Below are 13,287 nucleotides of genomic sequence, written 5' to 3' on the forward strand. Positions count from 1 at the left end.
GCTTTCAGAGCTACTTCAAGAGGTGTTAGGGATACTACTTTCTTCTTATTCAGATTAGCTAAAATCTATGCTTAACCTTTTAATCCCACAACTTTCCGGTCTGATCCGATATCTTCATGTGCAGCCTGCCGAAAAAAGCAGGAAAAGAAATAGCCTTTCTGTATATGACCGAGCACAGCAAAAACCGTCAAAATTACAGTAAAAAATAATGTGTCATTTTTACACATTGGGTATTGTTTCGTAAAGATTTAGTTATAAATTTGGTTGGCAACAATTTATTGCAATCGATTGTGGTATATTGCTGCCTTAAGTCCTGAAACCGATCCGAACACCAATTAATCCAATCTGCAATTAAGTCGATATGAAAAAAATCGTCCTGATGGTTCTTGTGGCATTCAGCTGCATTTACTTATCCTGTAACAAAACACGCCCCAATAAACCGCGCGTGCTTATCTTTTCAAAAACCATGGGCTTTCACCATGCATCCATCGATGCAGGTATAGCTGCAATCAAAAAACTTGGCGCCGAAAACGGCTTTGAGGTAGACACTACAAAAAACTCGGCCATGTTTAACGAGGATACCCTCAAAAAGTATTCAACTGTTATTTTCTTAAGCACTACTGCCGATGTACTTAATTACAGGCAGGAAGCGGCCTTCGAACGTTATATCCAGGCGGGAGGCGGTTACGTAGGTATTCACGCCGCCGCTGATACAGAATATGACTGGGGGTGGTATGGTCGGCTGGTTGGCGCCTGGTTTTATGACCACCCGGGGATCCATGATAAAAATCCGAATGTACAGCCCGGTACTTATAATATAGTTGACGCCAACAACGATGCAACTAAAGATCTGCCTAAAGTGTGGAAACGTACCGATGAGTTTTACAGTTTCCGCAAGCCATTAGCCTCGGATGTGCATGTACTCATTACCCTTGATGAAAACAGTTACAAAGGAGGTAAGCGTATGGGCAACCACCCTGCCACCTGGTATCATGATTTTGACGGCGGCCGTGCATTTTATACAGCCATGGGCCATACCGACGAAAGTTATAAGGAAACGGGCTACCTGAAAATGCTGCTTGCCGGTATTAAATACGCCATAGGCGAAAATAAAGAATTGGATTACGGCAAGGCTAAAACCCAGCTGCCGCCCGATGAGGATCGCTTTAAAAAGACACAATTATCAACCGGCGAATTTTTTGAGCCAACCGAGATGACCATATTGCCGAACCTGGATATTATGGTGATCCAGCGCCGCGGCGAGATCATGCTGTACAAGCACGATACCCAGAAGGTAAAACAGGTTGGTTTTTTTGATGTGTATTGGAAAGCCCATGTGCCCAATGTAAATGCCGAAGAAGGGATGCTTGGACTGGCTAAAGACCCTGAGTTTGAAAAAAACAACTGGATTTACATATATTATAGTCCTGCCGATAGTTCGGTAAACCGCCTTTCAAGGTTTACGTTTAAAAACGACACACTGGATAAAAAAACCGAGAAAGTTATTTTGGAGGTAAAAGCGCAGCGCGAGATCTGCTGCCACACGGGGGGCTCGATAGCCTTTGGTCCGGGACCTGATAAAACCCTGTTCTTCTCGGCCGGAGATAACTCAACTCCGTTTAATGAAAAAGGACAGAAATATGTAAGCAGTGGCTATGCTCCGCTTGATGACAGGCCGGGGCATTTGCAATTTGATGCACGCCGCTCGGCCGGTAATACCAATGACCTTCGCGGTAAAATTATGCGTATCAACCTTAAGGATGATGGTACATATGAAATTCCGGAAGGTAACCTGTTCCCGAAAGGTACGCCAAAAACCCGCCCGGAGATTTATGTAATGGGCGACAGGAACCCATACCGGATTTCGGTAGATCAGAAAAACGGCTACCTGTACTGGGGCGAAGTGGGTCCGGATGCGCATAATGACAGCCTTGACAACCGTGGCCCTATGGGATACGACGAGGTTAACCAGGCTAAAAAAGCGGGTAACTTTGGCTGGCCATATTTTGTGGGCGATAACAAACCGTACCACCTTTATGATTATGCCACAGGCAAATCGGGCCCGGCGTTTGATCCTAAGCACCCGGTTAATAACTCGCGTAATAACACAGGTTTAACCGATCTCCCGCCGGCACAACCGGCATTTATCTGGTACCCTTATGGCCCATCAGCAGATTTTCCGCAGGTTGGCGCAGGGGGCAGGAACGCTATGGCTGGTCCGGTTTATTATACCGATATGTTCCCCGAAGAAACCCGCCTGCCTGATTATTATAACGGCAAGTTTTTAGCATACGACTGGATGCGCGGCTGGATAAAGGCCATCACGCTAACTCCTGAAGGTGATTTTGATAAGATGGAACCTTTCTTCCCTAAATTGAAAGTAAACTCCATGATTGATATGGAAGTTGGCCCAGATGGCAGGCTTTATGGTTTGGAGTACGGCAGCGGTTGGTTTTCACATAACCCGGATGCAGGCCTGTTCCGTATTGACTATATTTCAGGCAACCGCCCGCCTGAAATTTCATCTTTCAAAGCTGATAAAACATCAGGTGTGCTGCCTTTTACTGTTAAGTTGACTGCCAAAGCCGCTGATCCGGAAAAAGATAATATTTCTTACACCTGGAACCTGGGTAATGGTGTAACTAAAGAAACAACCACCCCATCGCTTAGCTATACTTACACAACTGTTGGCGATTACAAAATTACTGTTGAAGCAAAAGACGATAAAGGTGCAGCAAGCAAAAGCGCGCCGGTTAGTGTTTACGCAGGTAACGAGCAACCAACTGTTAGCATCAATATCAGTGGTGGTAATAAATCGTTCTACCTGCCTGGCGTGCCGTTCAAATATGCGGTTAACGTAACCGATGGACCAGACACCAAAGCGATAGATCCAAAACGTATTTATGTTGGGCTTGATTATATTGAGGGTTTCGACAAGGCGCAATCAGCGGCTCAGCACGAGCAGGGCGAACCCGAGAACCGCGGTAAAACACTCATGTTAACTATGGATTGCAAAAGCTGCCACAAAGAAGACGGCAAATCCATAGGCCCGTCATTTGTTCAGGTTGCGGCCAGGTACAAAAAAGATCCTAATGCCATGGCCAAACTTACCCAAAAGGTAATTAAAGGTGGTGCCGGCGTTTGGGGTGAAACCGCAATGTCTGCCCATCCAAACATTAAGCAAGGCGACCTTGATCAGATCATTAACTGGGTACTTTCGCTCGATAACAGCAATCAGAAACCTTCGTTAGCTGCATCTGGCACTATTATGCCTGCTCCGCCTGAAAAACAACAAGCGGCCGCGCTGGTATTATCGGCTAAATACACTGATGATGGCGGTAATGACATTAAAAAATTAACCGGAAGCAGCATTGTATCGTTAAACAGCAGTACTTACCAGTTTAAAGGCACCGAGAAATTCAACGGGTTTACCGCCTTTAAATACAATGGCATTAACCTGATGATCTATCCTCCGGGTGAAGGCTGGTTTGAGCTGGATAACATCGATCTTACCGGGGTACATTCCATTAACCTTACCAATTTCTGGCAAGGGCCACCGACTGCTCCGCTTAATTTTGAAGTAAGACTTGATTCGGAAACAGGTACACTTGCAGGCAAAGGAAGTATGCCTGTGCCTGCTAAGGATGCTAAAGGCGGCGCTGTGCACCTGGTAATTACGCCGGTAACTGACGGTAAAATGCACAAGCTGTTCTTCATATACAAACCGGCAAGTAAAGCCGCTATGACAGCAGGGGTAACATCAGTTGTGTTTAGTGCGAAGTAGCTTTCACGTGTTATGGCGGGGGGAGTTACGAGATTATCATACTATTCGCTGGCATAATTTTATTTAGATCTACAAAATCAAAAAACCGTATCATAAAATAAATGATACGGTTTTTGATTTTGCGGTTAATGCGTTGGCATTATTAAGATGGTTTCGGATCATTTTTAATATTATATCTTAGTGCAAATTTTCAACTTGAACCTTGCACTTCTTATGATATTACAACGGATCGGTGCCTTTTTATTATCATTTCTGCTACTTATAACAGTTAACGCCAATGGCCAGGTTCCGGCTATAAATGCATTTTCCCCTTCAAGCGGTCCTGTTGGTACAATTGTTAATCTCGATGGCGCCAACTTTAATGCAAATGCTTCCGGTAATACGGTTTATTTTGGACCGGTAAAGGCAAATGTTATATCGGCAAGTAATACACATTTAACTGTTAGCGCTCCCAAAGGTGCAACTTGTCAGCCCATTACTGTTACCAATAATAGACTTACCTGTTACTCCAAACAGCCTTTTATTATAACGTTTAATAGTACACCTTTTACCGCCAGTTCATTAAACGGAAAGATTGATTTTCAATCGGGTAATTACCCTTATGGTCTTGCCATAAAGGATTTGGACGGAGACGGTAAGGCCGATATTGTATGCGTTAACAGTGGCGGCAATAATGTTTCGTTTTTAAAGAATAACAGCCAGCTGGGTGTACCAGTATTCACACTCGCCACTCAAAAAGCAGTAAATAATTATTCAAATGGCTTAGCTGTTGATGATTTAGACGGGGATGGTAAACCAGATGCTGTAGTTGCAAATTTTGGTAACAACACTATTTCTATATTCAAAAATACGTCTGCTAATAATCAGATCAATTTTGATAATGCTGTTACATTTAATACAGGGCAAAGTCCCTACGCTATCGCGATTGCTGATTTTAATGGGGATGGTAAACCTGATCTGGCAGTTACCAACGAGTATAGTTATCCATCGTACATTTCGATATACACTAATTCAACGCCGCCAAACGGCCCGATTTCTTTTTTAGCAGAAAGGGATTTTCCTTCATTAACCAATTCCAGAGGGATCAGCGCTACCGACGTAAATTTAGATGGCAAAGCAGATCTTATTGTGGCCAGTCAGGACGGTTTTGTCTCGGTATTTAAAAATACCTCTGCCGGGAGCACCATCAATTTTGATGCGAAAATTGACTACAGCGTGCCGTCAAGTGGCGGAGGGGCTGAAAGTGTTGTAGTTTTAGATTTTGATGGAGATTTAAAACCGGATATTGCAGTTGCTGATAATAATTTGCCTGGAAGTGTTTCCGTATGGAAAAACAATAGCTCGGCAGGTTCAGTTTCTTTTGTAAGCAGGCAGGATATTTCTACAGGCCAAAACCCTTTTAGTATTTGCGCCGGAGATATCAATGGAGATGGTAAACCAGACCTTGCCGTAACCAACCAGGTTGATAATTCGATATCGGTACTTATAAACAGCAGTTCGTCGGGCAATATTAATTTTAATAACAAATTGGATTTTGCGACTGGTAATTATCCAAGAAGCGCTGTTATGGGTGACATAGATGGAAATGGCAGGCCCGATCTTATTGTTGGAAACAACGCAGGCAGCACCGTGTCGATATTGTCGGCAAACAGCCAAAAACTGCCGTCAATAATTACTTTCCCGCCTCCCGAAACAATGAATATCGATAATGATAATATTCTGCATCCGGGAGCAACAAGTACAAATACTGAAACTCCTATTATCTATACAAGCAGTAATCCCGCTGTTGCTTATGTAGATGCAAACGGCTTGATCCATGTTATTGCTCCGGGTGTAACGGTAATAACTGCTTCGCAAAATGGCAATGATAATTATGACCCGGCAACTCCGGTTCCTGAAACTTTTACGATTAAGGAGAAACTCTTGCTCGTTTTCCCTCCGTTTGCAAACAAAACTACCTGTACCACCGACTTCAATGCCAATGTTAGCAGGAGCAATGCTACAATACCTGTAATGTATACCAGCAGCAATCCTGCCGTCGCTACCATAAATGCCCAGGGACTAATCCATATTACAGGCCCCGGATCCACTATTATTACGGCAAATCAAAGCGGCGACGACTTGCACAATGCCGCCACTCCTGTGTCACAGCAGCTAACCGTTATTTTGCCGGTTAGCCCGGCAGTAACTATAGCCGTCGATAATAGTCCTGTATGCGAGGGGACATCCATTAACTTTACCGCAACTCCAACAAATACGTCGGGCGGCACAATAAATTATCAATGGCAGATAAACGGCGTAAATACAGGAACAAACAGTCCGGTACTCACAATAACTTCGGCTACAGCTACGGATGTTTTCGCCTGTACTATCACTGAAGTTGGCTCCTGCACGTTATCAGCCAGTTCAAATAATATAACCAACATAATCTTTTTGCCTTATAAAACCCCATCAGTGGTTATTACGTCGTCCGTTCAAACCCCGGTATGCAGCGGTACATCTGTCAGCTTCGCAGCGGTGCCAACTCCTGCAGGCGGCAATGTAATTTACCAGTGGAAAGTTAATGGCATACCGGCAGGAAATGGATTACCCACTTTTACCACTAAAACACTCAGCAATAACGACAAAGTGAGCTGCGATATAACCGATACCAGCAGCCCCTGTCTCGTTAACGCCTATGCAACATCAAACGTCATTTCAGCAGGCATAATTGGCAACTCCGGTCCTTCATTAACGGTTTCAATAAGCGCTTCCGAAAATAACATTTATGAAGGCGCCCTGGTTAGTTTTGTAGGTACATCATCAAATGCAAGTATGGTAAGCAACTACCAATGGCAGGTAAACGACATAAATGCTCCAAATGGCAACAGTTATATATTTAACACCAACCAATTAAAAAACAATGATGAAGTAACTTGCATAATTACCAGCACCGATGCCTGTAGCATACCGGTAACAAGTAGCCCAATTAAAATAACGGTACAACTTCTAAATGTTACTATACCCAATACGTTTAGCCCAAATGGCGATGGGGTAAATGATTTTTGGAGCATTCCTGCTTTATCCAACTATCCTAATTGTTCTGTGAGGATTTTCACCCGTTATGGGCAGGCGGTATATGATACAAAAGGATATGGTAAACCCTGGGACGGGACTTATAAAGGAAAATTATTGCCGGTATCAACCTATTATTATATTGTTAAACTGGATAATAAAACCCAACCTTTTAGCGGATATGTTACTATCATCAGATAGAGATTACAACCTAATCATTGGTAATTACTTTTAATTAGATATAAAACAGGGCTGTTCATGATTTATGACAGCCCTGTTTTATATTAATCAACATGTCCCTCACAGACATTATCAACTTAAAAAATCTTAAAGCCCACACTCAGTGCCCAAAGGTTCTGACGTTTGGCAAAGCTATCGCTAACTTTGGTTAAACCGCCTTCGTAACGCAAATCGGCAGTGATTGAACCTATATCAACACCGGCCCCGGCCTGGAAACCAATATTGCTTTTGTTAAAATCATTGAATGCATTACCTACGTTATTACTTACGCTGGTGCTTTGATCAAGCGTGTAAGTATAAATAGGCCCTGCCATAATGCGGAAGTTCAGATCTTTTTGGCCAAATGACTTACCTACCAATAACGGCACATTCAGGTTAGTGAACCTTACCTTGCCGCTAAAAGCGGTGTTATTATCATTCGATTCAAATTTACCGCCGGTGCCGCTCAGGTAAAGCTCTGGCTGTAAGTAAACGCCGTTGCCCACGCGGGCAAATAAACCAGCCTGGTAACCGGTCAGGTTTTTGTCGTTAAAATTATCGGAGCCAATTTTTGAAAAATTGACACCACCTTTTACGCCTAAAGAAAATTGTGCTTTTGCACTGATGCTTACAGCTATCAGCAATACTGCACTTAATAGATACTTTTTCATGATTTTCGATGTTAAATGTAAAGCCATAAACGCACGTTATCCTTTAAATTGTATACGGCCCTACGCTATTAATTTACTTTGGTTATAACCCGGCCCATATTTGAGCCGTATCAGGTATTATCAATACACGAGCCAAACAATTAACAGTAGCAACTTGGTATTTTTTATATTTTTGCTGAAAATAAATTGAACATGGCTGAAATCAGTATTACCAACAAGGATTGGGAACGCGTAAAAATTAAGATTCAACGTAAATACAACCACCTTACAGACGAGCAGTTGAAATACAGCGAAGGGCAGGAAGAAAGCTTGATTACCAAACTGATGGACCTGGTAAACCGCGATCGCAAATATGTGGTTTTTACCCTAAAAAAGGCGCTGGTTAATATTGATACCAACCGACTGTAAAATAGACACTGCGGTTATACAAACTGGATAGCTTTTTTGTATTTTTATTTTTTTCGAGGATAAATGATGAAACAGGGGTTAGTGTTCAAAAAAGGATACAAAAGAGCAGGCTTATTTGCAGGTATTGCATTGCTGGCCGCGGGTATAGTAGGTTTTAATGACGACCTGTTCCAGATCTCGAAGAACCTTGATGTTTTTGCCTCTGTTTATAAAGAGGTTAATATCAATTACGTTGATGACATCAATTCGGCCAAGCTGGTAAAAACCGGTGTTGATGCTATGCTCGACGGTCTTGACCCTTATACCGAGTTTGTGCCCGAATCGGAAATTGAAGATTATAAGCTGCATTACGTAAGTACCCAGTATGGCGGCATTGGCGCCAGTATTTTTTTGCGTAACGGTAAAGTATTTGTATCAGAAGTGTTTGCGGGCTTCCCGGCCCAAAAAGGAGATGTCCACCCCGGCGATCAGCTCCTGAAGATAAACGATGTTGACCTTAACGGCAAAAATAACGACCAGGTAAGCCAGTTGCTTAAAGGCTCAAAGGGCGCGGCTATAAAACTGTTCATCAAACGGGATAATACGCCTCAGCCATTTGAAAAGAACCTGGTTCGTGACGAGATCAAACAACCCAACGTATCATACTTTGGCATGGTTGATGGCAACATGGGGTATATTAAACTGGATAAATTCCTTGAAAATTCGGCCGCCGAAGTTACCAATGCGCTCGTCGAGCTAAAAAAGAAAAATCCCAACGGTATCATCCTTGATCTTCGCTCAAATGGCGGCGGCATACTACAGGAAGCCGTAAAAATAGTGAACCTTTTTGTGCAGAAAGATGTGGAGATCGTATCGCAAAAAGGAAAGATAAAGGAAAAAAACTTTACTTACAGCACCATTAGCGCACCGCTCGAACCCGATTTGCCTTTGGTGGTATTGGTTAACAGCCATTCGGCATCGGCAAGTGAAATTGTTGCCGGCGCCCTGCAGGACCTCGACCGAGCGGTGATCATCGGGCAGCGCAGTTATGGTAAGGGACTGGTACAGCAAACTTTCAATTTACCATACAATAGCCTGGTAAAAATTACCATCGCCAAATACTATGTGCCTTCGGGCCGTTGTATCCAGGAGCTGGATTATACCCACCGTAAGGACGATGGCAGTGTGGTAAAAGTGGCCGATTCGCTGATCCATGAATTTAAAACAAAAAACGGGCGCTCTGTTTATGACGGCAGCGGCATTTACCCGGACCTGTTTATCAAACAGGAAAAATTTGCCAACGTAACCCAGGCATTGGTGGGCAAGCTGCTGATATTTGATTATGCCACCGTTTACCACGATAAGCACGCTAAAATTGCCGATGCCCGTTCGTTTACGCTATCTGATGGCGAATACAATGACTTTATAAAATACCTGGCCGATAAAAACTATAGTTACACCACCGCATCCGAAAAATTATTAACCACCTTAAAAGTTGAAGCCACGAAGGATAAACAGTTCAACGATATCCAGGCCGAGTATGAAGGTTTGAAAACCAAACTTATTGCCAGCAAAAAGAACGACCTCATTCAACACAAAGACGAAATCAAGCAAGTACTTGAAAACGAAATAGCGTCACGCTATTACTATGAAAAAGGCCGTTACGAAACCAACTTTAAATATGATAAGGAACTTGCGCAAAGCGTAAAAACTATGCAGGATAAAGCCCAGCTGGCATCAATATTAAAAGGTGAAGGCAGCTATAAAGTTATCGGAAAACCTGTATTGGCCATGGCAGCGAAAAAAGCAGCCGACAAAGATGACGACGACGAATAGGCTGAACACCAGTCTGTTTCAATTCAAAATATACATTGTATCCAATTAGTTACCCGTTGCAACATGTAACGGGTTAAACTTTTATGCACGGTTATTGTCATACCTACAAACAAAACAATAACACAACATGAAAAAGATAATTTTAACAGCTGCTATTTTATTAAGCAGCTTAACTGTAAAAATAGCCAGCGCCCAAATAAGCTTAAATATTAATATCGGTAGCCAACCCGCCTGGGGCCCCGTAGGTTATGACCATGTAGATTATTATTACCTGCCCGATATTGATTCTTATTACGATATCAATGCCCACCAGTATGTTTATTTTGATAATAATGTTTGGGTTCATGGGGCTATGTTGCCGCCACGTTTTGGTAACTATGATGTATATCGCAGCTACAAGGTAGTAGTTAACGAGCGCACCCCTTGGGTTAGGAATGATGTATACAAACGTAAATATGCGTTATACAAAGGCCGTCGTGATCAGGTTGTAATTCGTGATAGCCACGATGAAAAATACCGTAACCATTGGGTTGAACGTAAAACCGTGCGCAGGGTTGACGTAAAACAAAAATCAAATGGTAATAAACGCGGACATGGCGGTCATGACAATCACGGCAATGGCCATCGCGATTAAGTTTTTGTATTGTTATAATTTTGATTGTTTTTATGAAGGACTGTCCCCCAAAAAGGACAGCCCTTTTTTCTTGCAATTCCCCTTATATCTTCCTTTAGGGGCATAGTTGGCCTTCGGCACAAAAGTTGCCCCTTTATGTCACATTCCGGTTAACTTTAATAGTTTACCTGTATAGGTTAGCTATAAACGGACATTATATTCGTTACTTAGTTAACCGATTTATTGTTAAACGATTTAAATCAAATTACACTATGAAATATCGAATATCCATTTTGGCCCTGCTTGTAACAGCAATATTAGGCCAAAGCTGTGTAAGCAGCAAAAAGTACAAAGAGCTGGATGCTAATTACACACAATTGCAAAACAGTACCAAAGACCTGAGCATTAAATACCAAACCAGCGAACAGGCCCTTGCCGTGGCACGTGGCCGTAACAAAAGCCTTGAAGAGCAAATTGAGCAGCAAAAAACAAATGTAACCGCTTTGCAGGATGCCTTGAACAAATGTTTAAACTCAAGTAGCCAAGGCAATGTGAATATATCAAAGCTGGTTGATGAGATCAATGCTTCAAACCGCTATATACAGCAGTTGGTTAACGCTAAAAACAAAAGCGATTCGCTTAACATGGTGTTGACCAACAACCTTACCCGCTCATTAACTCCGCAAGAAACCCAGGATGTTGATGTAAAGGTGTTAAAAGGAGTCGTGTACATCTCATTGTCTGATAACATGCTGTATAAATCGGGCAGTTATGAAATATCTGATAAGGCAGGTGCTACTTTAAGCAAGATAGCCAAGATCATTATGGACTATAGCAATTATGACGTGCTGATTGAAGGTAACACAGATAATGTTCCTATTTCGCAGAAAAATATCCGCAACAACTGGGATTTAAGTGCTTTACGTGCCTCATCAGTAGTGCAGGCCCTGCAAACCACTTATCAGGTTGATCCTAAACGTTTAACTGCCGGTGGCCGCGGTGAGTATAATCCTATCGCGGATAACTCAACCCCGAGTGGTAAAGCACAAAACAGGCGTACTCAAATTATCATAACACCCAAATTAGATCAGTTTATGGACCTGATAGGCAAAGCACCGGCCGATCAGCCCGCGCCGCCTAAACAATAATTGTATTTTAGCAATCAATATTTCAAGCCACCCGGTTGGGGTGGCTTTTTTGTGCGGCTATTTTCGTATGTTTTTACAGACAGTATTGCAAGGGCTAAAGCAGGGCTCCGGAAATCCCGGAAAGCTTTTATTTGCCATATAATTATTAACCGAATGATAACAAAAAACAGTTTTTTTAATTTGGAATATTGCTCATTTAATTAAGACGGAAAATAACTAACATTTGCTGTGTTGCAATTAATTGAGCTTGCTTCATTACACTAAGGTTGCCATTACAATGGCACTTGTTTTGAATAAATGGAGCAACAGATATTAAGACAGGTTAAACCATGGGCTTTAACCGTAGTCATATAAATATAACTTATTACACGCGTTATGAAAAAGATGATTTTATCGGCAGTTATTTTGTTAAGCTGCTTTACTGCAAAAATAGCTTCTGCACAGGTTAGTATTGGTTTAGGGATCAACATAGGCAGCCAGCCCGATTGGGGCCCCGTAGGATATGATTATGTAAACTACTATTACATGCCTGATATTGACGCTTACTATGATGTGCCAACCCATAATTATGTTTACTATGAAAACAACGTATGGGTACACCGCAGATATTTACCTGTAAGGTATCGTAACTACAATGTTTACAATGGCTACAAGGTTGTAATAAATGATCGTAACCCATGGATGCGCAATGCGTACTACAGGGACCATTATTCCGGCTATCGCGGCCGTCATGATCAGGTGATTATCCGTAACAGCCGGGATGTAAGATATGCCAATCACTGGCGCGGCGGCGACCGCGGATGGCATGGCGGTAACCCAAACAGAGGCGGATGGCACGGTGGCGGTGATCATGGTCATGGTGGCGGCGGACACGGTGGTGGCGGCGGACATGGTCACGGCGGTGGTCACGGACATCACTAATAAACATTATTATATAACAAATAGGCTTCCTGAAAAGGAGGCCTATTTTGTTTCTAAGGCATATCTATAAGTTCATTGAGGCTCAGTTTAAGGCATATTTACCTTCCAGCCTTCAAATGGTTTGACCGTAGCACAAATGGGACTGCCGTCTTTTGCTGTTGCCGGAAAGCTTGTTATAAGGAATGCAGCCGAATGATGGCTAAGCTGGGTTATCATGTCCCAGGTTACTCCGGAAAGCGGAACTTTAACTCTGCGGCTCCAGCCTCCCACCTGGCCTGCATATTCACCAACGTCAATATAAAGGAATTGGCTTGCGGGCTTCCCCTGTACAAATGGTCCTGAAAATCGAGGATCATTGATCTTCTGTGAATCGCTTTTTAATTGGATCGTCAGATTAAATTGGATATCCAGCCCATCGGATCGTTGTGTTTGGATCGTCTCATATCTGTTTACGCTACCCTTTTGAATTCCGAAATCTACCCCCGCCGGAGGATTTTGCAGAAGAATACAAAGTTGAATATCCATATACAATTATAATTAAAACCAATCTTCAAAAGTTTATCCGGAGTATTTTCTTTTAAGCCGGGGCACTACCTAACGTTCAGGATGTAATAAGCGCTGTACTTTTGCTTATGTTTGTGTTTTATCAAATTG

At 42.6% G+C, this 13,287-nt stretch carries 9 protein-coding genes; 7 read left to right on the forward strand and 2 right to left on the reverse strand.

All coding sequences use genetic code 11. From position 1 onward, the window contains the following. Positions 1-361 precede the first annotated feature (361 nt). Positions 362-3,784 carry a ThuA domain-containing protein gene (locus ABIC84_RS26990; RefSeq protein ID WP_429265575.1) on the forward strand — a complete coding sequence of 1,141 codons (3,423 nt, stop codon included), beginning with the start codon at positions 362-364 and terminating at the stop codon, positions 3,782-3,784. 213 nt (positions 3,785-3,997) lie between these two features. Continuing rightward, a complete protein-coding gene (locus tag ABIC84_RS26995; protein ID WP_429265576.1) occupies positions 3,998-7,039 on the forward strand; it encodes an FG-GAP-like repeat-containing protein in 3,042 nt (1,013 codons plus the stop codon). A 116-nt stretch (positions 7,040-7,155) separates the two neighbouring features. On the opposite strand, the gene ABIC84_RS27000 is transcribed toward ABIC84_RS26995, so the two are convergent. Beyond that, positions 7,156-7,728: a porin family protein gene (locus ABIC84_RS27000; RefSeq protein WP_091167635.1), complete on the reverse strand. Its 573-nt coding sequence runs from the start codon at positions 7,726-7,728 to the stop codon at positions 7,156-7,158. A gap of 192 nt (positions 7,729-7,920) precedes the next feature. Here ABIC84_RS27000 and ABIC84_RS27005 point away from each other — a divergent pair, with 192 nt between their 5' ends. The 5 genes from ABIC84_RS27005 (at position 7,921) to ABIC84_RS27025 (ending at position 12,633) form a co-directional block, all read left to right on the forward strand. After that, entirely contained in the window at positions 7,921-8,136 is a 216-nt protein-coding gene (locus ABIC84_RS27005) for a hypothetical protein (protein WP_090532134.1), read from the forward strand. Positions 8,137-8,202: 66 nt separating this feature from the next. Then, complete coding sequence (locus ABIC84_RS27010; protein ID WP_429265577.1) at positions 8,203-9,951, forward strand: S41 family peptidase; 1,749 nt, start codon at positions 8,203-8,205, stop codon at positions 9,949-9,951. 127 nt (positions 9,952-10,078) lie between these two features. Beyond that, positions 10,079-10,585: a hypothetical protein gene (locus ABIC84_RS27015; RefSeq protein WP_429265578.1), complete on the forward strand. Its 507-nt coding sequence runs from the start codon at positions 10,079-10,081 to the stop codon at positions 10,583-10,585. Between the two features lie 251 nt (positions 10,586-10,836). Continuing rightward, complete coding sequence (locus ABIC84_RS27020; protein WP_429265579.1) at positions 10,837-11,712, forward strand: OmpA/MotB family protein; 876 nt, start codon at positions 10,837-10,839, stop codon at positions 11,710-11,712. 375 nt (positions 11,713-12,087) lie between these two features. Next, complete coding sequence (locus ABIC84_RS27025; RefSeq protein WP_429265580.1) at positions 12,088-12,633, forward strand: hypothetical protein; 546 nt, start codon at positions 12,088-12,090, stop codon at positions 12,631-12,633. 87 nt (positions 12,634-12,720) lie between these two features. Here ABIC84_RS27025 and ABIC84_RS27030 read toward each other — a convergent pair whose 3' ends face one another. Continuing rightward, entirely contained in the window at positions 12,721-13,158 is a 438-nt protein-coding gene (locus ABIC84_RS27030) for a DUF5990 family protein (RefSeq protein ID WP_429265581.1), read from the reverse strand. Positions 13,159-13,287: the final 129 nt, after the last annotated feature.

This window comes from Mucilaginibacter sp. 3215, assembly GCF_050433785.1.
Classification (GTDB): Bacteria; Bacteroidota; Bacteroidia; order Sphingobacteriales; family Sphingobacteriaceae; genus Mucilaginibacter.

Bases quoted from the DNA above. Each gene is read 5' to 3' on its own strand.
- ABIC84_RS26990 (WP_429265575.1), top strand. From the start codon at position 362: ATGAAAAAAATCGTCCTGATGGTTCTTGTGGCATTCAGCTGCATTTAC.
- ABIC84_RS27000 (WP_091167635.1), bottom strand. From the start codon at position 7,728: ATGAAAAAGTATCTATTAAGTGCAGTATTGCTGATAGCTGTAAGCATC.
- ABIC84_RS26995 (WP_429265576.1), top strand. From the start codon at position 3,998: ATGATATTACAACGGATCGGTGCCTTTTTATTATCATTTCTGCTACTT.
- ABIC84_RS27020 (WP_429265579.1), top strand. From the start codon at position 10,837: ATGAAATATCGAATATCCATTTTGGCCCTGCTTGTAACAGCAATATTA.
- ABIC84_RS27030 (WP_429265581.1), bottom strand. From the start codon at position 13,158: ATGGATATTCAACTTTGTATTCTTCTGCAAAATCCTCCGGCGGGGGTA.
- ABIC84_RS27015 (WP_429265578.1), top strand. From the start codon at position 10,079: ATGAAAAAGATAATTTTAACAGCTGCTATTTTATTAAGCAGCTTAACT.
- ABIC84_RS27025 (WP_429265580.1), top strand. From the start codon at position 12,088: ATGAAAAAGATGATTTTATCGGCAGTTATTTTGTTAAGCTGCTTTACT.
- ABIC84_RS27010 (WP_429265577.1), top strand. From the start codon at position 8,203: ATGAAACAGGGGTTAGTGTTCAAAAAAGGATACAAAAGAGCAGGCTTA.
- ABIC84_RS27005 (WP_090532134.1), top strand. From the start codon at position 7,921: ATGGCTGAAATCAGTATTACCAACAAGGATTGGGAACGCGTAAAAATT.